Here is a 22,039-nt window from a genome sequence, read left to right on the forward strand (position 1 = left end):
CTGAACAGGAGGGACAGCTGATAGAAACAGAAGCCACTGGCGCACCTCAAAAACACCATCATACACTAAATCAGTAAGTTGGCACCATTACCCATCTTTGAACCTCGCTGAGAATGTTTCACATCAGGAATAGGCTCTCGCTCGGGCGGGATGGTCCACAATGACGTTTCAAAATCGATTTCTGACCAGCGAGCAAAACGCAGTTCACTGGACCGAATGAAGATAAGCAGAGTGAGTTCTGTCGCCCAGCGGGTTAGCGGCCTGCCGGTATAGCTGTCTATTTTCTCAAGCAACTCAGGGAGGCGCTTTAATTCCAGCGCCGGACGATGTTGTCGATTACCGGAAGCAACCGCCCCAGCTATCTCTTGTGCCGGGTTATAATCAATTAACCCACTTTGCACTGCATAACGCATGATGGCCGTAGTGCGCTGTTGAAGACGAGCAGCAACCTCAAGACGTCCAGACATCTCCACTGCTTTAATGGGCGCTAATAAATCGCGCGTTTTTAACTCAGTGATATTACGTTCACCAAGCGCTGCAAAGAGATTATCTTCCAGGCTTTTTAGCACACGATGGGCGTGATCTTCAGTCCACTTTTTATTGGTGCCATGCCACTCGATCGCTACCTCTTTAAAGGCTCGTGCTTTACTCTGTTCAACCTTATCATTTTTCTCTTAGTCTCCCGGATCGACGCCATTCGCTAGTAGCTTACGCGCTTCGTCAAGACGTGCTCTGGCATCCACCAGTGTGATTTCAGGGTAAACCCCAAGTGCCAACATCTTTTGCTTGCCGTCATAACGGTACTGCAAACGCCAGTACTTAGAACCATTTGGATGGACAAGCAGGTGCATACCGCTGCCATCGGTCAGTTTGTATTGCTTATCCGTTGGCCTAGCTGTTCTGACCTTGATATCTGTTAACACCATGCTTATCCCCTCCCTGTTGGTACAAGCATTATCGAACCGGAAAAACCATCATCTGTACCAACATCTGTTGGTAGATGTACGTTGAAGCCGGTTGACCTTGAGAGAGTTAATAAAGCGGGGATGATGGGTAAATACTGAATTTCAGACACAAAAAAAGCCGCCCTTAAGCGACTTTGATTTGCATCTTTTGGTGCGAAGGCCGGACTCAAAACACACCATAATTAATTGATATAAAAGGATTTAATATTACAAACTAAAAAATATGCCCCTTTTTGTGCCCCCAGACATTTTGTTGCCATTGTATGGATAACGAGTTGAAGCATGTACCTTTTATGGATAGTTATTCTTAACCGGTTAGGTTCCGTCATACGGATCCTTACCAGAACAAAACTTAACAATCCATTAAGTTAAAAGCCGCCCTGATATAACTCTCTTCAGGTTTGAATCGTGACATGTGTCGCACGCAGATAACCGGGATATTTCTACTGTTAAGATTGGCCATAAACGCGAAAGTAGTGTGGTAGCCTTTCGGCTGAGAAAATTTGAGAGTAGTTGCATCGCCAAAGTGCTTTAGCAACAAACTCGCGGCTGAGAGTGACTGGAGACTGTTGCTATATGCAACGATCAAATCTGGTTCGCTCAAATGGGCTGTTACATGCTCAAAAAATGCCATTGAGTTTGCTTCGATTTCATTCATTGTAGTGTCGTGACAAGCTGCCTCTTTTCTCAGGGTTGCAGCATTCTGAGAACACATCATTAATGCGTTGGTATAAATAACATCCACCCAGCTATAACCGAGACAAGAAGGTATTTGCTGGAGTCTTTTAGCAAGATGAGTGATCCCCCATTTTCCTTGTATCCCTTCTTGGATACCTGAAATAAAAGGATGTTCATAATCTTGCAGAATAGACTGGCGGTTAGTCATACACGAATCAGCTAACGAGCCATTAAAGCCCATCATAATCAGCCTTTTTCTCGATGGCGTTGCAGCCAAGAGGTCAAAAGCGCAGTCATAAGGTCGACCAGGCAAATCAGCCAAGTCAAAGCGGGAGAGTCCTTCTAAAATGAAATCTCTGGTCTTATCCATTGCTTAAATTTTCTCATGAAGTTGCATAGCAATATCATATGCAAAAAAAGTTTTTTTGCATTTAACTGTTCACTCTGTTCACCTCCTTATTTTTCTTTTTAATATCATAATTATAGATGGTGATCAGTTGGTGAAGAGTGAACAGTCAACTCTTCACCTCAGCGCATTTCTGGCCTGTTTCCGGCAACCATCACCGCAATACGATGGTTATGAGGGGGGATAAAAAGTTTTTTTGGGTTTTACTGTTCACACTGTTCACCTTTTCTTTTTTATCAATAATTTCAAAGCGATATAGGGTGAATATACGGTGAAGGGTGAACAGTGGAGTGTTCACCTTATGATAATTGCCGGAAAGAAAAAGACCGGCTGTTGCCGGTCTGGAGTTGGTTAAGTCGCTGCGGGTTCGTCGCATTTCGGCAGCCAGTCGCCGTAGCTTTCCTCTTTCAGTGACAGGTTGGTCTGTATCCCCTGCTTCGTGTGCCGCTTCTCATAATTCAGGCCGTACTCTTTCAGCATCATGGGCAGCCCCAGCCCGAACATTTTCAGGCTGAGCACGTTCCTGTATCCGTTAGCCTCCATATAGGCCAGATACGCGTGATAGAGATATTTACGGTAATTGCGCGGGACGATGCTGGCATTGCCCATAAACATCCCGTTAGTTTGCGGCAGCATTTCCAGATAGCCGCAAAAATCAAACGTCGGGTCAGCATCGCGCTTGATACTGAGCGCCTCGTCGGAGTTCTGCTGCGACTGGAGCAGTGCGCGCGCGGTCTTCGGGTCGCTGAATTTCTGCATAAGCTGGCGCACGATGACGGCCAGCTCTCGCGCAATTTTATCCCTGAGTTGCGGGTCGCGTTCCTCCGGGGCAATCTGCTCCGGGAAATGAATAATCACCCGGCGACGTGACACACCGCCACTGCGGTCAGTGAAGCGCATGGGGTTATTGTTCACGGCCAGAATCACCGCCGGGATATGCGTTGAGTACGGATTCTGGTATTTCGGGTCAACTGAAACTGCATCGCCGCCGGTGATGGCCTTCAGCCCTGCACCGTCACCGCTCCATTTTTCCTGGTCAGGCAGACGGATAAGCGAGAAGCCAATCAGGGATGCACGCTTGCGCGGGTCTTCCAGCGTATCGATATCAGCCGACGTGGCGTTATCCTCTCCGGCGAGCAGGGTCGCGATTTCGGCCAGAATACTTTTCCCGCTCCCGCCGGGACCGGTGACTTCGAGAAAGAGCTGCCAGTCGTAGCGGTTCGCCAGCACCATAAACAGCGCGGCGAGTATCACGTCGCGCTTTTGTGGATTTTTACCGGCCGCCCGGTCGAGCCAGCGCCAGAAATTCGGGGCATGAGTTTCCAGCGTTTCCCCCTCGACCGGCGGAGTAAAATCCACGTCGCACAGCGTGCGCAGCCAGTGTGATTTGCTGTGCGGGCTGAACAGGCCGCTCCGGGTATCGAGTACCCCGTTGCGAAAACCAATCAGACGGCGTGCCGGTGCGGCCTGCTGAGGAATAATCAGCTTCAGCGTCTCCACCACTGAGGTGATTCTCCCCGACGAGAACGGGGCGCGCAGGCGCTGAAAAAGCCCGGCTACGTCGCGTTCGAAGCTGGACGGCTGAACGACTTTCCATATCCCTGCTTCATAACGGGACAGGAGCTGGCCGTTCGCATCCACCGCCAGCGCTTCGCCGTAATGCTCATGCACCCGCAGAGCCTTGTCGCTGGCGCTCATGGCGGTAAATTCCGCCTCGCTCATGGTGTCGAACGGACTTTGTACCGGTGGCCGGATGGCATCATAAATCGCTTTTCGCGTGGCCTCCCCGCCATTCTGCATAAACGCATCATTCCAGTCACCAAACACCGGCGGCAGGGCAACAACACCCTCACAGGTTTCTGCGGCCGCTGCGGCTTTGTTCTGGCCGTCGCCGTTAAGGTCGCGGTCGGCGGCGAGCACAATCTGACAGGCCGGGTGTTTCTGACGGGCAAGGCTCGCCAGAGAAAGGAGGTTCACGGAGGACAGCGCCACCATGATGGTTTCCCCGGTCAGGTGATGCACGGTGAGCGCGGTTGCATAGCCCTCCGCAATCCACAGACGTTTTCCGGCCTGTTTTTTCCCTTCGATGGTGTGGCATGCCCCTTTGACCTGACCGCCTTTCAGGGTGCGTTTGAGTCCGTCAGATCTGATAAGCTGAAGGTTAACCAGCACGCCGGTATCGTCATACAGCGGGACAACCACATCACCGGCGCGGAACGTCACGCCGCCGGTTTTATGTGTGGCCGTCAGCATGAGACATTCATGTCCGGGAAAACCCTTACGGGTCAGATAAGCGTTGCCGCTGGCCGTGCGGGTTTTCTCCATCAGTCTGACGGCCAGCGCGGCGGCCGCTTTACGGTCGGCTTCGGTTTCAGCCTCTGCGGCCGCAATCACTTCCGGGGCAACCGGCTGCAGGTTGCCGGTCACGGCATTCACCTTTTGGGCTGCCTCTGACGGTTTTACACCGAAAACCTTCTCAACCAGCTTAAGCCCGTCACCCGCACCGCACTGGTTACAGAACCATGTGCCGCGCCCCTCTTTATCGTCAAAGCGGAAGCGGTCAGAGCCGCCGCACACCGGGCAGGCCTGATGGCGGTTTTTAATGACCTTCACACCCAGCGCCGGGAGAATGCGCGGCCAGTGGCCGCACGCCTGTTTTAAGGTTTCCGTTACGTTCATTTTCATGGTTATTTTCTCCCTCAGCGCATAACAGGCGATGTGATATGACGGGCACAGAGTTCATCCATCACGGCCAGCCCGAGAAAGGACAGTGAGGGCGCGGCCTTGAGCGGTCCGGCTTCCATTAAATCTTCCAGCAGCGCACAGGCAATCTGGCGGCCTTTTTCCTCACCGTGCTGGCGCAGATAGAAGCCCTCCAGCTCGTCGGCGATGGCGCTTTCCAGCGCATCAAGGGTGAGGTGTTCGTAGCGGTGCTGACGCTCGCATACTGTCAGCCATGCACAGGCCACGGCGCGGCGATAGAGCGCGGCGCGTAATACGGGTGAAAGAGGCTTTTTCATACGTTATCCTCCCCGGTCAGCCAGCGCTTTTTGCAGCGCTCGACCACGCCGTCGAGCTGGGCGGTTATGAGGTAAATCACGGAGGTGAGCTGCAACTGCTGCGCCGGGTCGCGACAAACGGAGGTTGAGTCCTGCACCTTCATCAGCTCGTCAACGAGCTGGCCGACATTACGCATATGCTCAAGGCACTCAATATCATGAGGGGTGATAATGGTCTGTTTCATGGTCGCACCTCCGTAACCGGCAGGCGGCCAGCGAACGACAGAATGTAATCACGAACGAGGGACAGGCGTGCGGCGTGTTCATCACCGGCAACGGTGCGGAGCATAAAGATACGGGTTTTACGGTCTGCGCGACGAACGGCGGCAAACACAAAGACAAACTGCGGATGAGACGGGGTGAGGATCGTAGCCATAATGGCAACCTCCAATGTTTGCATGTGACTGCTACCACCGGAAACGCCAATTTCACTGGTGGTAGCCCAGACGGGGTTGGCGTAACCGGCAACATTGGAAACCGGCGCTTCGTAAGAAGCCCCCGCCTGAGCCACCATTACACGAAGGATCCATAGACAGACACATCTTTGGATCAAAAATGGATGCACTGAGGCATAGACACAAAAAAAGACGCAAGGCGCGTCTGGTGTCGCCAATGTTGTAAACGGGACGCCAATCCCGGCTGCCGATTTTGCGACAGCGGGAAAACTATACCTGGAAATGGCGACAGGAAGCAAGCCAGAAAAAGGGACTGTTTGCTGAACGGTCATCATCATGCGTCACAGCCCCGGTTGCGTTCGGCAATACGATCTGCCATCCATGCGGTGATTTCAGACTGCGCCCACGCCACGTTTTTACCGCCGAGGGAGATTTGCTTCGGGAAAGCCTCCCGGCTGATGAGGTCATAAATGGTCGACCGGGACAGACCGCACAGATGCATCACTTCGGGCAGGCGGATAAAGCGTTCCTGAACGGCATCAGAGACCGGCATCATCGGGGCGGCAGGGGCAGAAGACGGGGAAGAAAAAGCGGTGTGCATCGGGCTACCTCATAAAGTCCATACTGTGCCGGTCGTGTCCGTCCGGCCTCGGGTAGCTCTCTATTTTGTGAATATTTTCCCTCAGGGCAACAAGTCTTTTACAGACGATTTTGCATCCAGACCGTTGATTTATCGAATGTGGCAAACCCATGGCAACTGCTGGCAATCAGTGGCAATTGATGGAAAACCCATGATTACTTTTACTGATTAATACCTGCTGCATTGACCGGAATAAAATATAAAAGCCCTGAGATAAGCCAGAACGGCAGGTGAACAGTGGTGAACAGACGGTGAACAGTCAGACCTGCAACTGTTCACCCTTTAACCTACTGTATTACTTATATTTTTATTTATGGTGAACAGTGGTGAACAGTTATCAGTAAAAAAACAAGCGATGAGTAAGGTTTTGCTGAGACCTTTCTCTGGCCAGCCGGGTTTTGAGTGCCGTTTGTGCCAGAACTGCCACAACTGCAATGAATCGAGATGTTGTGTGATGAAGGGCAGAATCATTTCAGGTTGAACACACGGAGAGCCTGAACATGAAACCCGAAACAGTCATTACTGCCCTGCAGAATGTAGCCGCTCAACAGTCAGCAGAGAGCAGCCAGCGCATCACAGACAAGCTGAGCGCATTCACTGCGGCCAGAGACACGCACGCGGCCAGCATGCAGGAACTGAAAGAGATTGATACGTCCATTGAACGCTGTAAGCAGGAGCGGCAGACCGCCCTCAGTGAGAGTGCAGAGGCGGAGCAGGACTGGCGCAGTCGCTTCCGCACCCTGCGCGGCAATCTCACCCCTGAAATGAAAGCAGAGCACAGCAAGCGTATCGCCAGTCGCGAGCTGGCCGACGAGTTCACCGGCCTGATTGCGGAGCTGGAAACCGACCGGACACGCGCCATGCTGAATGCCTGCTCCACCGCCAGTAAATACCTGTCAGCGCATGACGATGCCTTTACCGCTTATGCCGGTGCGGAATGGACTCAGGTGGTCAACACGCTCCCCGTCGCGCTCATACGTGCTTTCCTGCTGCGCATTCGCGCGCTCGAAATGCAGGGTGACAGTGCCCCCCAGTCGGTTGTCGTCGGCGAGTTGCGCGATGCGCTGAGCCGTCAGGGCAGCCTGTATCACTTCGATATGAAGCAGGAGCCGGTATTGTCTGTGACGGGCATGCACCGGCCGCAGATTAACGGTGTGGATATGGAGCTGTTACGCAGCCCGGCGAAGAGAATGATGCTCGCCAGAAAACTGGCTGGTAATGGCGAGACAAAAGCGGAGGAATAAGCATGTTTCACTGCCCGTTCTGTAAAACCAGTGCGCACGCCCGCACCAGTCGCTATCTGTCTGAGAACGTCAAACAGCGCTATCACCAGTGCGTGAACGTCGAGTGCTCGGCGACCTTCCGTACGCTTGAATCCGTTGACGGGATTATCCGTTCACCGGTTACTGAGCCGGTTACCCCTGTACCCGCACCGGCGGCCACCGTTAACCGTGCCGGTGCGTGAGCACGGCCAGACATCAGGAGAGACATACGTGACCACACTGACTCTACAGAAAGCCTTTGAGGCCTGTCAGGCAAATAAATCCGCCTGGCTGCAACGCCGGGATGAACTGAAGCAGGCCGAACAGGCATACCGCGAACAGCTTGCCGGTAACGACCACAGCGGCCGGAGTCTGCAAACCCTGCGCGAAATTATCGATGTGAAAAAGTGGGAAATAAATCAGGCTGCCGGGCGTTATATCCGCTCGCATGAGGAGGTGCAGCGCATCAGCATCCGTAACCGTCTGAATGATTTTATGCAGGCGCACGGCGCGGAGCTGGCCGCCGCCCTTGCCCCGGAGCTGATGAATTATTCCGGGCAACATTCCGCCATTCAGCGCTGCGCCATGCAGCACTCACTCGACTATCTGCGTGAGGCGCTGCTGGTCTGGCTGACCGCCGGTGAAAAAATTAATTATTCGGTGCAGGATTATGACATTTTAACGGCCATCGGATTCAGACCTGACGCGGCCTCGCGCGATGATTGTCGTGAAAAATTCACACCCGCACAGAACCTGAATTACACCCGCCGACGCGCAGAGCTGGCCGCGCAGTAGTCCTTTAAAAAATTCCCGAAAATCCCGCCTTTTTCCCCTAAAAAAGCCATGCATGCATAAGGTGCATGGTTTTGCATGCGTTTTAGCGACACTGGATCCCCCGCCAGCACCAGCACTGGCGCACCCTGAAGCTGGTCTTGCACCTGCATTAAAAGCGCCCCCTTAAGCGGGCAGGCGTGGCGGGGAGAGCATTGCGCGCCAGCGGTAAAGTGCTTATTTAATTTAACGGCCTGCACGCGTCTCTCTGCTGTGCGGGTTTGCGGTAGTGTCAGTGCGTAGTACAGGGATATTAGAACGAGTTGAGAGCTTCCAAGAAGGCCAGGTAAGGGGGAGAAAAAGACGTACACCGGAGGAAAGCACCCATTTTAACGTCCCAAGGTGTCGCTTTTCAGCAGTTCACCCATAACCTCAACATCGCTCATTTTGCACGGTGATGCCCTGAGCCCATAGATATTACTTGGTGATCGGGTACTAGAGCCTGTATTGTAACAACACAGCCACATCCCCCATTCAATAAACATATTTAAGGAGAACTAATGGAAGGGAAAAACTACACTTCTGAATATCTGTTGATTTTCTCAGAAGAAAGAAAGCTAATGCAAAATGAAGAGGATTTAATAAGAGGTCTTCAACTTAACCAAAACTTAAGGATAGAAAAAAAGGGGTCCAGCAACACCATCACATTTCATAACACTGAGTTTTCCCTAAACGTAAAGAAAATAAAGTCAAAAAATGAAGCTTACCGTAGCTATGTTATTGATATTTGCAACCTGACTGAGGTTTCAAATGAGAGAGAAAAACTAGCAATTAGAGACCTAAATAAAGAAGTCATTGCTACAATTAGAGAATTACAACACTCACAACTTAATACGCTTAGAGATGACTTAGCAACTGAATTTTCTATTGAAGGCTACAAGCACATACATGAAATAGAAAATAAAATGAGAAAATTAATAACCATTTTTATGTCTACGAAAGTAGGCTTGGAGTGGATTAAGTCAAACATTCCACAAGAAGTCATAGATTCAATCAAAAATAAAGACGTTAAATCTGAAACTCAATCACTGAACACATTCCTTTCAGAAACGGATTTCATTCAGCTTTCCAAGTTTTTATTCGATAAGTATAGTACAATCAAAACAGCCGACGTTCATCGAATTTTAAATAGCACAAAAAAAACCATTGACGTTGAAAAGCTAATGGACTTTGTCCCTAAGAGTAACTGGCAACGATATTTCTCCCCTGAAGTTTATTCAGAAAGTACCGATTCTAAAGAGCGAAACAAAAAAGAAGAAAAACTTATTGACGATTGGGAATCTTTGTATGATCTGAGAAATAAAGTTGCACACAATCGTTTTATTACTTATGAGGAAATGAGACAAATCATTAGTAAAAAAAATGATATCAATGAAGTTATCAATGAAGCATTTAATGCCATTGAGGAAATAGAAATAACTGAACAACAAGAAGCAGAAATAAAATCAGAGTTAAAAACGACCATTCATGAAAAAACTGGAGAAAGTGTAGACATTAGTAAAAACGATGACACAGATAATAAGTCAGCAGATAAAAAACTTATAGCTGATGGAGAGCACCACATAAGAAAGCTAACAAGATACATATATATGAATATTCATGATTCATACAAAAAAGAACTAAGAAAATATAGAAACAAACTAAACAAAGCAGTTGAGAATTACAAATTATCAAATGACGACACTCTTACGCATAATTTGCTGGAACTGGAGTTAAATCGGGTAAAAGATTATTTAAAGACATTAAATGCCGTTATTTAGCAGAATAAAAAAAGGGGCGTCACGCCCCTTGGTCAATAAAAAAAATAAAAATAATATGATATCATTTAGCAAAATCATAAGGAGATACTAATTTAATTCTATTCTCATCAAGGTAATCAGCCCACCACTGCACCATTAACCTGCGTTCATCCAAATGCTCAGATGTATGAATATAAGCTGCACGTACATTATTACGCTCTGAGTGGCTCAGTTGCCTCTCTATCGCGTCATCACTCCATAACCCCGACTCCCCCAACGCACCACGCGCCATCGTCCTAAACCCATGCCCACACACCTCGGTTTTCGTATCATAGCCCATCGCACGCAATGCGCTGTTTACCGTGTTTTCACTCATAACTTTAGTTGAGTCATGATCACCCGGAAAAAGCAGCTCTTTATCACCACTAATCTGCTTTAATTGGTTTAATAAAATCATCGCCTGCCGACTAAGCGGAACGATATGTTCCTCTTTCATCTTCATGCCTCGGTACGAATAACGCACGCCTTTAATTTCTTCTCGTTTTGCAGGTATACGCCAAAGAGATTTATCGAAGTCGAATTCATCCCAACGCGCAAAACGCAACTCACTGGAACGCACAAAAGTTAGCAAGGAAAGCTCGACCGCTATCCGTGTCATTACACGGCCACGATATCCAGCAAGACGTGCAAGAAACTCAGGGAACCGGCTGGAAGGTAAAGCCGGGTAATGTCGCGCTTTGGTTGTCGATAGCGCACCGGCCATATCGCTGGCTGGATTTGTGTCGATGTAATCGTTCTGTACGGCATAACGCATAATGGCCGTGACGCGCTGTTGCAGGCGCTGAGCGACATCATGTTTGCCAATGGCATCAACTTTTTTAATCGGGGCTAACAGGTGGCTGGTTTTAAGCTGCCGAATGTCGGACGAACCGATATGAGGGAAGATATAAAGCTCAAGATAGCGTAGAACGCGTGAGCGATGGTCTTCACTCCAGCGCTTGTTACTGGCATGCCATTCACGAGCAATTGTTTCGAAAGTGTATGCCCCCGAATCCTCAGCCTGAGCTTCTTTCTGTTCGGCTTTTGGGTCAATGCCCTGCACTAACAGCTTTTTAGCCTCGTCACGCTTTGCTCTTGCCTGAGCAAGCGTCACAGTAGGCCAAACACCAAAGGCAAGGCGATCCTCTTTTTTGTCAGAGGGGCGTCTGTATTTCATGCGCCAGTATTTAGAACCCTTAGCCGAAACCTCAAGATACAAACCGCCGCCGTCGGCCATTTTGTAGGTTTTGTCTTTTGGCTTTGCGGTCTCGACCTGTCTGGCGTTGAGCTTCATCTGGGGGCACATTTCTTATCGAAGTTAAGATGCCCCCAATTATGCCCCCAATGACATCCGGATTTCAACGGACTACCTCGGACAACTCAGGACATAAAAATCGCTGAAAGTATTGATTTTAAAGGGTTTGATGGACTTTCTCGGATGGTCTTGGAAGTGCTAATGGTGCCGAAGGCCGGACTCGAACCGGCACGTATTTCTACGGTTGATTTTGAATCAACTGCGTCTACCGATTTCGCCACTTCGGCACTGAAGGGGATGCGGAAACGTTGTGGATTATACCTGTCGCGCGTCGCCATGCAAGCGACGACGCGCGAAACCCGCGCTAAGTGCCCAAAAAACCAGCGCCCTTCGTCAGTCCAGCTCAGACACCGCCAGCCGAATCACCCTCGCCGCCTTCTGCTCCGGCAGCGCCAGCACCTTGGCCCACATCTCCTGCACCATATCGCAGGAGAGCTTCTCTTTGCCCGCCGCTTTCTCCGGCATCTGCAGCAACTGGATGTCCTCGCCGTACTTGTCGGCAAGTGCCTTCATAATCGGCCGCACATCCTCGACAGCCGCCTCGCGTTCTGCCGGTGTCACGGTGTGGCGGTTTTTGCCGTAGGCCGCGCGCATCATGTCGGCGTCGGCCTGCATGCGCCGCGCCATCAGGTCTTTATCCAGCATGCGCATCGGGTTGATGCCGCCCTTCACCATCGGGTAGAGGAAGCGGAAGCAGGCGTCGTCGCTCACCTTCTGGATGGCGGCGGTCTGCTCCATGTTGATGGTCATGTAGTTCACCACGTTGGCGTCCGGCGCGTTTTGCAGGCGCGACATCTGCAGATGCAGGATCTGCGGCTGGATGGTGTCGATAATCTGCTGCTCCGGCTCGCCCGCTTTTTGCAGTGCGGCCATCTGGTCGAGGATGCGCTGATGCAGCGCGGGCTCCTGCTCCTTAATCACCTGCCAGGCGGGCATCGCGTTGAGGGCGTTGTCCATCTGCCGTTCCGGGGCGCGCTGCCTGTCGCAAAACACCCAGAACGCCACGGCGGCAGCCGCAATGACGACAATCACAATACGGGTCCACGTTTTATTCATCTCGCATCCTTATCCTTGAGTTATGCCGGTTTACACCGGCACGCCGCTGTGGAAGCGAAACTCGTTGTCCGGTGTCGAGATAAGTGTGGCTTCAATTTCGCCAAAAAGCTTTATGCGCGGTGAGATATCGTCGTCGCTCACCTGCTGGGCCAGCGTCAGGTAGTCCTGATAGTGGCGCGCTTCCGAGCGCAGCAGCGAGAGATAGAACTTCTGCAGGTCGTCGTCGAGGAACGGGGCCAGCGCGGCGAAGCGTTCGCAGGAGCGGGCTTCGATGTAGGCGCCGCAGATGAGCTTGTCGATCAGCGTCAGCGGTTCGTGGGTGCGCACTTCCTTCAGCATCCCTTTGGCGTAGCGGCTGGCGGTAATTTTGACGTACGGAATGTCGCGGGCCAGCATCGCCTCGCGCACCTGCCAGAAATGGTGCAGCTCCTCTTTAATCAGCAGCACCATGCTGTCGATGAGCGCCTGGCCCCACGGGTCGTCGGTTTTGGGCATCACGCTTTTGCCAATCTGCCTGTGCAGGGCGATGAAGTCCGGCTCCGGGCCGTCGCGGAAAGTGAACTGTTCGTAGGGCTTGAGCCAGTCGAGCAGCGCGTCGGCACCGCTTTCGTCGGCGACGTATTTACGCACCAGCAGCAGCGCGGTCTGGGCGGCCTTGAGCTCGCACACCATGTGGTCGGTGAGCAGCAGCGGCAGGTTCGCCGGGTCGCGGGCTTTATCAATCCATGCTTGCGGGGTCGGGCACTGGAGGAAGTTAAGTACGGGGGCGAGTATCTGCGGGTAATCCATGGTTCTGCCTTGAAAAAGCGGTGGCGCGCGCCACCGCCTGAAATGCTTAGTGACGCACGCCGTCGTCGTCTTCGTCGACGTAATCTTCGTCGTCGCCTTCTTCGCCGTCTTCACCGTTCGGATCTTCGAAGTAGGTTCCCCAGCCGTCGTATTCCACGTCAAACTTCTCGGCCAGGTTCATCAGCTGTTCTACCTGCGCGTCGATCAGCTCCGCCTTCAGCGCGCCTTCGCTCAGGATGTCGCAGCAGATGACGGTGTCGCCCTCTTCCACTTCCAGCTCTTCCGGCTCGGTCACTTCGTAACCCAGCTTGAAGGCTTCCACGGCCATTTTTTCCAGCGCGTCGAAATCATCCGCAGAGAAATGGTGCTCGATGGTGTACAGCGCGTCCGGATCGCTACCGTCTTCCAGCAGCTCTTCAATAATCAGACGCGTCTCTTCGCGTTGCTCTTCCAGTAATTCCGGGTTTGCCATGGCTCAATCCTCTTTAAAGTGCGGCAGATACTTCTATTTTCACACACGGACGGGTTTGCCTCCACCTTTGTTGGAAAGATTTGTGAAACGGGGTTGCAAATGAATAATTACACATATAAAGTGAATTTTAATTCAATAAGTGGCATTCGCCATGTGAGGATAAAATGTCTGATCTGTACAAGAAACACTTTCTGAAATTGCTCGACTTTACCCCTGCACAGTTCACTTCTCTGCTGACCCTTGCCGCACAGCTCAAAGCCGATAAGAAAAATGGCAAGGAAGTACAGAAACTTACCGGTAAAAACATCGCGCTCATCTTCGAAAAAGACTCGACCCGTACCCGTTGCTCTTTCGAAGTTGCCGCATTTGACCAGGGCGCTCGCGTCACGTATTTAGGGCCGAGCGGCAGCCAGATTGGGCATAAAGAGTCAATTAAGGACACCGCGCGCGTGCTGGGCCGGATGTACGACGGCATTCAGTATCGCGGCCACGGTCAGGAAGTGGTCGAAACGCTGGCGCAGTACGCGGGCGTGCCGGTGTGGAACGGGCTGACCAATGAGTTCCACCCGACGCAGCTGCTGGCGGACCTGCTGACCATGCAGGAGCACCTGCCGGGCAAGGCGTTCAACGAGATGACGCTGGTCTACGCGGGCGACGCGCGCAACAACATGGGCAACTCGATGCTGGAAGCGGCGGCGCTGACCGGGCTGGATCTGCGCCTGGTGGCCCCGAAAGCCTGCTGGCCGGAAGAGAGCCTAGTGGCAGAGTGCAGCGCGCTGGCGGAAAAGCACGGCGGGAAAATCACGCTGACGGAAGACGTGGCGGCGGGCGTGAAGGGCGCGGACTTTATCTATACCGACGTGTGGGTGTCGATGGGCGAAGCCAAAGAGAAGTGGGCGGAGCGGATTGCGCTGCTGCGCGGGTATCAGGTGAACGCGCAGATGATGGCGCTGACCGGCAACCCGGACGTGAAGTTCCTGCACTGTCTGCCGGCGTTCCATGACGATCAGACCACGCTCGGCAAGCAGATGGCGAAGGAGTTCGATCTGCACGGCGGAATGGAAGTGACGGACGAGGTGTTTGAGTCGGCGGCGAGCATCGTGTTCGACCAGGCGGAAAACCGAATGCATACGATTAAGGCGGTGATGGTGGCGACGCTTGGGGAGTGATTGACTCCTCTGCGGTCTGGTGCCCTCTCCCACGGGGAGAGGGAGAAAACCTTAAAAACGACAACAGCGTTATCGTCTGGCAGAAAAATTCATTTTACTGACGCTTTCTCAGAGAGATATTTGCCATAATAAGTATTTATGTTTTTATTAACCATTATTTATTAAGTAGATAGTGGTTAACATCAGGTCATTATCAATTACAAAATACCGTATATTATCGGCGTAATATTTCCTTATTGCTGCATTTCGTTAATAAGGATTATTTATGTCATGGAATAAGCATGAAGCTGTGTCATACGCCCGTAGCCACGCACTAACCCATACTGGACATTATTGCGCTCGCGCAATCGCCGCCGCCATTCGAGCCGGAGGGCTTAAAATCGAAGGGGCAAACGCTAAGGATTTCTGGCGTTCTCTTGAAAAAGCAGGGTTCTCAAAAGTCTATGGCACCCCCATAGAGGGGGATATCGCGGTGATTGATGCCTTGCCCGGCCCGAATCAGTACGGGCATGTCTGCATTTACGATGGTGCTGGAACCTGGTATTCAGATTTTAAACAGAGAACAATGTACCCGGGGCCAACGTATCGCCAACTCCAGCCAGCCGTCACCTTATACAGGCATTATTAATATGAATAAGCTCATCTTAATTGTGTTATTCAGTACAGCCGCATTGGGGGCCGAAGATTTTCAGATACCGATGCAGCGCGCTCTTGAATTCAATCGCTGGTACGTCAAACAGGTGAACAACGATCATTATCCTATCCAGGAGGGAAATGAAATCGATAAGTTCGTTACGGCCAGTACCATGAAAAAATTACGTCATGCAGACGATCCCCGTTATGCCGATGCTGAATTTTACGAGGCTGATTTTTTTATGAAATCGCAGTATATCGGCGAGGACTGGGCTGAGAATGTTGCCATTGCTTCTTATGATTCTGATCCGGTCTGTGTAAATGTGAATATCACGTTTGGCAAAAAGACTCAGCACACAGTTATTGATTGCATGGTTAAAGAAGATGGAGTCTGGAAAATCCAGTCTGTCGCCGCTCGGGATAATAATTGATTCCCCCGCTAACAATAATGTAGCCGCCTTTGTTGCCGGGTGGCGCTGCGCTTACCCGGCCTACACAACCCGTAGGCCCGTGCAAGCGCAGCGCCGCCGGGCGAATCAGGCCAGCTCCATTTCATTGATTTTTCACCCCGAAAAAGGTACGTTTTCGCCTTAATTCCAGCGTGGACATACCAGCATTATGCCGATTATTCAGTCTGTTGAACGTGCGTTGCAGATCCTCGACCTTTTCAACGAGCAGGCCACCGAGCTTAAGATCACCGACATCAGCAAACTGATGGGGCTGAGCAAGAGTACCCTCCACTCGCTGCTGAAAACCCTGCAGCTTCACGGCTATATCGATCAGAACCCGGAGAACGGCAAATATCGCCTCGGCATGAAGCTGGTCGAGCGCGGTCATTTTGTCGTGGGCTCGATGGATATTCGGCAGAAGGCGAAAGGCTGGCTGACGGAGCTGTCCCAGCGTACCGGGCAGACCACCCATCTGGGGATCCTGGACGGGCGTGAAGGGGTTTATATCGAGAAGATTGAAGGCAAGCTGGCCGCCATCGCCTATTCGCGCATTGGCCGCCGCCTGCCGGTTCACGCCACCGCCATCGGCAAAGTGTTGATTGCCTGGCTGGGCGAGGCCGAGCTGAACGCCCTGCTGGAGGGTTATCAGTACACCACCTTTACGCCCGCCACTCTCTCCTCTCGCGAAGCCTTAATGAACGCCCTGGCGCAGACCCGCGAGCAGGGCTACGCCCTGGATAGCGAAGAGAACGAGCAGGGCGTGCGCTGCGTGGCGGTGCCGGTGTGGAACCATGAATCCCGCGTGATTGCCGCCCTGAGCCTGTCGACCCTGACCTCGCGCGTGGACGACGCTGAGCTGGCTAACTTCCGCGAGCAGCTTCAGCAGGCCGGGCTTCAGCTTTCACGCGCGCTGGGCTACCCGGCCTGAGCCGTTAGGCCGGCTCGTAGGTGAAGTAGTCGAAGTCCGCGTGGCAGCCGTCGCCGCTGATGTCCTCGCAGTGCAGCCCCACAAACGCGCCGGTAAAGAAGCCGCGCCCGCCAATGTAGTCGTCCGACAGCTTCCACGCCTCATACGTTACCGGCACGGTGTGCCACGTCTCGCCGTCGAACGAGTAGCTGTAGCGGTAGACCAGCTTATCCACGTCCACGCGCAGCCAGATGCTCTCCGCACTCTCCGGCACCGGAATCGGCTGCTCGTGCAGCGGCCATGACGGCACGTTGTGGTCGAGCTGAATAACCTTGATGGTTCTCCCCTGCCCCTCCTCGTAGTCCACAAAGCAGTAGCTCCAGTTTTTACTGTTGTAGTAGCAGGTCAGCCCCGCGCTCTGCTGGAAGTGGACCGGCGAGAACTGCATCCGCGTCTCCGCCCGGAAGGCAAAGTGCTGCCAGCGGCGCGCCACGGTCGACTGGGTAAAGGTGGAGTTGAGCGAGTCGTTCCCGTAGAGCCGTAAGTATCCCGGCCGCGCGGTGAGCGAGCCGAGGGTGTCGTCGAACGGAATGCGCAGGGTCTGCAGCTCTGGATCAAGCGTGTTGCCGTCGAAATCGTCCCTCCAGCCGTGCTGAACGGCAGCGGGCTGCTCGGCCATCTGCGGGCCTTTCACGGTCAGCTGCGCGTGCTTGCCGCCTTCCACGTACGGCCAGCCGTCGCGCCACTCAATGCGGGCGATGCCGGTCTCGCGTCCCAGCGGGCAGTAGCCGCGCCCGCCGGAGGCCAGCAGCGGCACGCCGGGCAGACGCAGCGGGCGGCTGGTGAGATAGGCCATGTACCACTCCCCGGTGTGGGTCTGCAGCAGCGAGCCGTGGCCGCTCTTCTGCAGCGGGTTCTCCGGCAGGTGCCAGCTGGTCATCATCGTCACGTCCGGGTGCAGCTCGTACGGCCCGTCGATATTTTTGGAACGCAGCACCACGACGGCGTGCTCGTAGCTGGTGCCCCCTTCGGCCACCATCAGGTAGTACCATCCCGCGTGCCGATAAAGGTGCGCCCCCTCGGTGTAGCAGAGCGGCGTGCCGGTAAACAAGGTTTTGCGCTCGGGCGAGAGGGTGCCGGTCTGCGGGTCAAACGCCTGCATCACGATGGTGTTGTGCGGGTTGCTGTGGTGGCGCGGCCCCCACGGGCGGTAGAGGTAATATTTGCGGCCATCGTCGTCGTGGAACAGGGACGGATCGAACCCGCCGTTGCCCATCGGGATCGGCTCGCTCCACGGCCCCTCAATGGACGGCGCGGTGACGAGGAAGTTGCGGCCATTTTTCCACGGCGAGTCGACAATCTTCACGTCGGTGTAGAGCAGCCAGAATTTGCCGTCGGCGTAGCTCAGGCACGGCGCCCAGATGCCGCCGGAGTCCGGGTTGCCCTTCATGTCCAGCATCGACACGCGGTCCAGCGGGGTGCTGACCAGCGACCAGTTTTTCAGGTCGCGAGAGTGGTAGATGCGCACGCCGGGGAACCACTCGAAGGTCGAGGTGGCGATGTAGTAGTCCTCGCCCTGGCGGCACAGGGACGGGTCCGGGTTGAAGCCGGTGAGTATTGGGTTGGTGATTTCCATATTGCCTCCGGTTAATGGGATGCGGCTGTCGCGGCGTCGGGAACGGCCTCGCCCTGCGCCGCGCGGTGCTTGATCAGCTGCTGGCTGATGGCCTCCACGCGGGCGTCGGTGAGCTTGTAGAACGACAACATGATGAACATGCCCGCGTAGAGCACCACCGGCACCACGCAGAACAGAATTTTGATGGTGGTCAGCACCTCGACCGGCTGCACGCTGCTGCTGGCGGAGTAGTTCACGTACGCCAGGATCCAGCCCACCACCGCCCCGCCAATCGCCAGGCCAATCTTCAGGCTGAACAGGTAGGTGGAGAACACCAGCCCGTCGAGGCGGCGCCCGCTGCGGCTCTCCTCGTAGTCCACCACGTCAGAGGCCATCAGCCACTGCAGCGGCGTGGTGGTGTTAAAGACGAACAGGAACAGGATGTTGAGGGCGAAAATCAGGGCAATATGCTCCGCCGGGGTGACGAAAATCAGCAGGCTGATCAGCGAGTAGGCGACGATGATCCACTTGAAGGCGGTGACGCGATCGAAGCGGCCCAGCAGACGAGACGAGCAGAGCGAGCCAAACATGGTGGCGAGGCTGCCGTAGAGTAAAAACTGGGTCGCCATCTCCGGGTGATCCATCACGTATTTGACGAAGTAGAGCGTCGCCCCGCCGCGCACCACGTTGGAACAGGTCGCCATCATCTTGAACGCGCACATGATCCGCCACTGGCCGTTGCCGAGCAGCAGCTTGAGATCTTTCGCCACCGACGAGCCCGGCTGCACCTCAAAGGTGTAGCGCTCTTTGGTGGTAAAGAAGCAGACGTAGAGCAGCACCACGCCGGTCAGGCCCAGCACGCACATGGCGCCGAAATAGCCCACCTGCTCGTCCCCTTTACCGATGATGCTCACCAGCGGCAGGGCAATGCCGCTGATGGCGAGCGATCCCGCCGCAGCCAGGAAGAAGCGCCAGGACTGCAGGGCGTGACGCTCTTTCGGGTCGGCGGTGATGACGCCGGGCATGGCGCAGTAGGGCACGTTAACGAAGGTGTAGACCAGGGTCAGGAGAATGTAGGTCACGCAGGCGTAGATGATTTTGCCCTGCGCGGAGAAGTCCGGCGTGTAGAAGGTCAGCACGCAGACGATGCCAAACGGGATGGCGCCCCACAGCAGGAACGGGCGGAACTGGCCGTGACGCGTGCGGGTGCGGTCGACCAGCAGCCCCATCAGCGGGTCGGTGACGGCGTCGAGCACGCGGGAGACCAAAAACAGCGTCCCCATAATCCCCGCCGACAGGCCGAAGACGTCGGTGTAGAAATAGGCCAGCAGGAACATCGTGGCCTGCCAGACGAAGCCGCAGGCGGTGTCACCCAGCCCGTAGCCAATTTTGTCTTTCATGGTTAATTGCGTCATCAGAATTACACCCTTATGTAGTGTGCTGAATTACAACATCGTGTTAATGGAGTGTAATGAGCTGTTCAATTAACCAGCAATGGTCATATCTTATTTCTGAATTACGTTATTTTGCTTTTGTGACGCCAACGATATATCACAACTTATTGTTTAAATTGATAAAATAAAGACAAGAAAAAGCCGCCCACGGAATATATTCCGTAGACGACAACCGCGTGAAAAATAATTAAATGCCGAGCGCTTTTTTACCGGCGTTAATTACCTCGATAATTTTATCGGTGTCATAAATACAGCCTTTCCAGGTGCCGCCGCTGACCGACTGTAATGCTGCCCACAGGCGGGTGTCGTCCGGCAAAAAGTCGTGGGCGTGCAGGTCCGGGTGCGTCTGCCGCATTGCCAGCTCGCGTGCGCCCTGCTCCGGCGTCAGCGGGTTATCCACGGTGCCGATAAAGTTGACGCTGCCCGTTAATGTCAGTCGGTCGACGGCTATCTCGATGATGTCGTTATCGCGCAGCTTACCAATCGGCCCGCCCGCCAGCGCCTCCGGCGACACGTGGCCGAAGCAGGCGCCCGTCGACACGCCCGAGAAGCGCGCATCGGTGATTAACGACACCGTCTTGCCCCACGAGATATGCTTCAACGCGGAGGTGAGCTGGTAGGTCTCTTCCATGCCGGTGCCGGACGGCCCGCCGCCGATCACCACCATGATATCGCCCTGCTTAATCTCTTCCCGCTTGATGGCCTTGATCGCCTGCGCTTCCGAGACAAACACCCGCGCCCGGCCGGTGTGGCGGTAAACGCCATCTTCACCGACGACCGACGGGTCGATCGCCGTGGCCTTGATCACCGAGCCTTCCGGCGCGATGTTGCCCGTCGGGAAGCAAACCGTTGAGGTCAGCCCTTTCGCTTTTGCCTTCTCAGGCGGCAGGATCACGTCATCCGGATCCACGCCGTCCTGCTCGCGCAGGCACTGGCGGAAGCGCTCACGGCGCTCGGACGCCTGCCACCAGTCGAGGTTTTCGCCCACCGTCTGGCCGGTGACGGTCATGGCGTCCAGATGCAGAAGGCCAAGATCGCGCAGGTGAAGCATCACCTCCGGCACGCCGCCCGCGAGGAACGCGCGCACGGTCGGGTGATAGTCCGGGCCGTTGGGCAGCACGCTGACCAGGCGCGGCACCCTGCGGTTGACGCGCGTCCAGTGCTCTACGTCCGGGATCGTGCAGCCCGCCGCGTGGGCGATGGCCGGGATGTGCAGCAGTAAATTCGTCGAGCCGCCGAACGCCGCGTGGATCACCATGGCGTTTTCGATGGCTTTGTCGGTGAGGATATCGCGCGTGGTGATGCCAAGGTTATCCAGCTCGCTCACCGCCCGCGCCGACTGGCGGGCGATCTCCAGCCACACCGCCTGCCCGGACGGCGCCAGCGCGGAGTGCGGCAGCGCCAGCCCCAGCGCTTCCGCGACCACCTGCGAGGTGCCCGCCGTGCCGAGGAACTGACACCCGCCGCCCGGCGAGGCGCAGGCGCGACAGCCCAGCTCGGCGGCCTCCTGCAGGGAGAGTTCGTGGTTGGCAAAGCGCGCGCCGATGGTCTGCACTTTGCCCGCGTCTTCCCCCACGGTTGGCGGCAGCGTCGCCCCGCCCGGCACCAGAATGGTCGGCAGGTCGTGCATCGCGGCCAGGGCAATCATGGTGGCGGGCAGTCCTTTATCGCAGGTTGCCACGCCGATCACCGCCCGGCGCGTCGGGAGGGAACGGATCAGGCGGCGAAACACGATCGCCGCGTCGTTACGGTACGGCAGGGAGTCGAACATGCCGTGCGTGCCCTGAGAGCGCCCGTCGCACGGATCGCTGACGAAGGCCGCAAACGGGATCCCGCCGTTGCGGGTGATCTCTTTCGCCGCCGCCTGCATCTGCATGCCGATCTCCCAGTGCCCGGTGTGGTAGCCCAGCGCAACCGGGCGTCCGTCCCCGGCGCGGATGCCGCCCTGTGTGCCGATAATCAGCACCTCTTTGCCGGTCAGCTTGTTGGCATCCCAGCCCATTCCGGCGTTCTGCGTCATGCCGAACAGGTTGCCGCTGGGGGATTCCATCAGCATCTGCGGGGTCAGCGGCAGCGCGCCCTGCGGCCCCGCCGCGTGGGTGATCACCGCATAAAACGCCTCGTCCTGCGGGGTGAAAATCTTCTCGATGGTCATGGTTATCGTCC

General features: G+C 54.6%; 22 protein-coding genes, 1 tRNA gene and 1 pseudogene. 9 read left to right on the forward strand and 15 right to left on the reverse strand.

Annotation, left to right across the window (positions count from 1 at the left end; genetic code table 11):
- Positions 1 to 92: 92 nt before the first annotated feature.
- From ACOTXF_RS08460 to ACOTXF_RS08490, 7 genes and pseudogenes are all read right to left on the reverse strand, one after another.
- Positions 93 to 926 (reverse strand): annotated as a pseudogene (locus ACOTXF_RS08460) (tyrosine-type recombinase/integrase); the annotation flags it as partial.
- Between the two features lie 391 nt (positions 927 to 1,317).
- Positions 1,318 to 2,013: a hypothetical protein gene (locus tag ACOTXF_RS08465; protein WP_234115409.1), complete on the reverse strand. Its 696-nt coding sequence runs from the start codon at positions 2,011 to 2,013 to the stop codon at positions 1,318 to 1,320.
- Positions 2,014 to 2,400: 387 nt separating this feature from the next.
- Entirely contained in the window at positions 2,401 to 4,734 is a 2,334-nt protein-coding gene (locus ACOTXF_RS08470; protein ID WP_234115410.1) for a primase-helicase zinc-binding domain-containing protein, read from the reverse strand.
- 14 nt (positions 4,735 to 4,748) lie between these two features.
- On the reverse strand, positions 4,749 to 5,069 hold the full coding sequence (locus ACOTXF_RS08475) for a DUF5375 domain-containing protein (RefSeq protein WP_232944112.1): 321 nt from the start codon (positions 5,067 to 5,069) through the stop codon (positions 4,749 to 4,751).
- Positions 5,066 to 5,293 (reverse strand): hypothetical protein, encoded by a 228-nt coding sequence (locus tag ACOTXF_RS08480; protein WP_063618869.1) that lies wholly within the window; start codon positions 5,291 to 5,293, stop codon positions 5,066 to 5,068. The genes ACOTXF_RS08475 and ACOTXF_RS08480 overlap by 4 nt, the downstream gene beginning before the upstream one ends.
- The gene (locus tag ACOTXF_RS08485; RefSeq protein ID WP_232944113.1) at positions 5,290 to 5,841 is read right to left on the reverse strand and encodes a host cell division inhibitor Icd-like protein; all 552 of its coding nucleotides are present in this window, start codon (positions 5,839 to 5,841) and stop codon (positions 5,290 to 5,292) included. Before ACOTXF_RS08485 ends, ACOTXF_RS08480 begins: the two co-directional genes overlap by 4 nt.
- Positions 5,838 to 6,104, reverse strand: coding sequence for a helix-turn-helix transcriptional regulator (locus tag ACOTXF_RS08490; protein ID WP_013095392.1), 267 nt, complete (start codon positions 6,102 to 6,104; stop codon positions 5,838 to 5,840). Before ACOTXF_RS08490 ends, ACOTXF_RS08485 begins: the two co-directional genes overlap by 4 nt.
- Positions 6,105 to 6,643: 539 nt before the next feature.
- Here ACOTXF_RS08490 and ACOTXF_RS08495 point away from each other — a divergent pair.
- The 4 genes from ACOTXF_RS08495 to ACOTXF_RS08510 all read left to right on the forward strand — a co-directional run bounded on the left by ACOTXF_RS08495 (position 6,644) and on the right by ACOTXF_RS08510 (position 9,996).
- Positions 6,644 to 7,387 carry a capsid protein gene (locus tag ACOTXF_RS08495; RefSeq protein ID WP_234115411.1) on the forward strand — a complete coding sequence of 248 codons (744 nt, stop codon included), beginning with the start codon at positions 6,644 to 6,646 and terminating at the stop codon, positions 7,385 to 7,387.
- Between the two features lie 2 nt (positions 7,388 to 7,389).
- Positions 7,390 to 7,608: an ogr/Delta-like zinc finger family protein gene (locus ACOTXF_RS08500; protein ID WP_013095389.1), complete on the forward strand. Its 219-nt coding sequence runs from the start codon at positions 7,390 to 7,392 to the stop codon at positions 7,606 to 7,608.
- Between the two features lie 28 nt (positions 7,609 to 7,636).
- Complete coding sequence (locus ACOTXF_RS08505) at positions 7,637 to 8,200, forward strand: phage polarity suppression protein (protein ID WP_232944115.1); 564 nt, start codon at positions 7,637 to 7,639, stop codon at positions 8,198 to 8,200.
- 536 nt (positions 8,201 to 8,736) lie between these two features.
- Complete coding sequence (locus ACOTXF_RS08510; RefSeq protein ID WP_232944116.1) at positions 8,737 to 9,996, forward strand: HEPN domain-containing protein; 1,260 nt, start codon at positions 8,737 to 8,739, stop codon at positions 9,994 to 9,996.
- Positions 9,997 to 10,057: 61 nt separating this feature from the next.
- Here the strand turns inward: ACOTXF_RS08510 and ACOTXF_RS08515 are convergent, their stop codons facing one another.
- From ACOTXF_RS08515 to rraB, 5 genes are all read right to left on the reverse strand, one after another.
- Complete coding sequence (locus ACOTXF_RS08515) at positions 10,058 to 11,308, reverse strand: tyrosine-type recombinase/integrase (protein WP_248218942.1); 1,251 nt, start codon at positions 11,306 to 11,308, stop codon at positions 10,058 to 10,060.
- Between the two features lie 163 nt (positions 11,309 to 11,471).
- A tRNA-Leu gene (locus ACOTXF_RS08520) sits at positions 11,472 to 11,556 on the reverse strand.
- Positions 11,557 to 11,662: 106 nt separating this feature from the next.
- Positions 11,663 to 12,385, reverse strand: coding sequence for a hypothetical protein (locus ACOTXF_RS08525; RefSeq protein ID WP_048962079.1), 723 nt, complete (start codon positions 12,383 to 12,385; stop codon positions 11,663 to 11,665).
- A gap of 30 nt (positions 12,386 to 12,415) precedes the next feature.
- On the reverse strand, positions 12,416 to 13,174 hold the full coding sequence (gene miaE / locus ACOTXF_RS08530) for a tRNA isopentenyl-2-thiomethyl-A-37 hydroxylase MiaE (protein ID WP_003862942.1): 759 nt from the start codon (positions 13,172 to 13,174) through the stop codon (positions 12,416 to 12,418).
- Between the two features lie 46 nt (positions 13,175 to 13,220).
- Positions 13,221 to 13,646 (reverse strand): ribonuclease E inhibitor RraB, encoded by a 426-nt coding sequence (rraB, locus tag ACOTXF_RS08535; RefSeq protein ID WP_008501374.1) that lies wholly within the window; start codon positions 13,644 to 13,646, stop codon positions 13,221 to 13,223.
- Positions 13,647 to 13,745: 99 nt separating this feature from the next.
- On the opposite strand from rraB, the gene argL reads away from it, so the two are divergent.
- From argL to xynR, 5 genes are all read left to right on the forward strand, one after another.
- Positions 13,746 to 13,841, forward strand: coding sequence for a putative translational regulatory protein ArgL (gene argL / locus ACOTXF_RS08540; RefSeq protein WP_214516355.1), 96 nt, complete (start codon positions 13,746 to 13,748; stop codon positions 13,839 to 13,841).
- Positions 13,811 to 14,815: an ornithine carbamoyltransferase gene (argF, locus tag ACOTXF_RS08545; protein ID WP_010427327.1), complete on the forward strand. Its 1,005-nt coding sequence runs from the start codon at positions 13,811 to 13,813 to the stop codon at positions 14,813 to 14,815. Before argL ends, argF begins: the two co-directional genes overlap by 31 nt.
- Before the next feature lie 265 nt (positions 14,816 to 15,080).
- Positions 15,081 to 15,443 (forward strand): hypothetical protein, encoded by a 363-nt coding sequence (locus tag ACOTXF_RS08550; protein ID WP_045342520.1) that lies wholly within the window; start codon positions 15,081 to 15,083, stop codon positions 15,441 to 15,443.
- A 1-nt stretch (position 15,444) separates the two neighbouring features.
- A complete protein-coding gene (locus ACOTXF_RS08555; RefSeq protein ID WP_048961955.1) occupies positions 15,445 to 15,879 on the forward strand; it encodes a DUF3828 domain-containing protein in 435 nt (144 codons plus the stop codon).
- Between the two features lie 187 nt (positions 15,880 to 16,066).
- Positions 16,067 to 16,825, forward strand: a complete 759-nt coding sequence (gene xynR, locus ACOTXF_RS08560; protein ID WP_048961956.1) for a DNA-binding transcriptional repressor XynR — start codon at positions 16,067 to 16,069, stop codon at positions 16,823 to 16,825.
- A 4-nt stretch (positions 16,826 to 16,829) separates the two neighbouring features.
- Here xynR and ACOTXF_RS08565 read toward each other — a convergent pair whose 3' ends face one another.
- From ACOTXF_RS08565 to yagF, 3 genes are all read right to left on the reverse strand, one after another.
- A complete protein-coding gene (locus tag ACOTXF_RS08565; protein ID WP_048961957.1) occupies positions 16,830 to 18,440 on the reverse strand; it encodes a glycoside hydrolase family 43 protein in 1,611 nt (536 codons plus the stop codon).
- Positions 18,441 to 18,451: 11 nt separating this feature from the next.
- Complete coding sequence (locus ACOTXF_RS08570) at positions 18,452 to 19,834, reverse strand: MFS transporter (RefSeq protein ID WP_023326596.1); 1,383 nt, start codon at positions 19,832 to 19,834, stop codon at positions 18,452 to 18,454.
- 226 nt (positions 19,835 to 20,060) lie between these two features.
- Positions 20,061 to 22,028, reverse strand: a complete 1,968-nt coding sequence (gene yagF / locus ACOTXF_RS08575) for a xylonate dehydratase YagF (RefSeq protein WP_045415480.1) — start codon at positions 22,026 to 22,028, stop codon at positions 20,061 to 20,063.
- Positions 22,029 to 22,039: the final 11 nt, after the last annotated feature.

Source organism: Enterobacter cloacae complex sp. IR53041 (assembly GCF_049238285.1).
Lineage (GTDB): Bacteria > Pseudomonadota > Gammaproteobacteria > Enterobacterales > Enterobacteriaceae > Enterobacter > Enterobacter roggenkampii.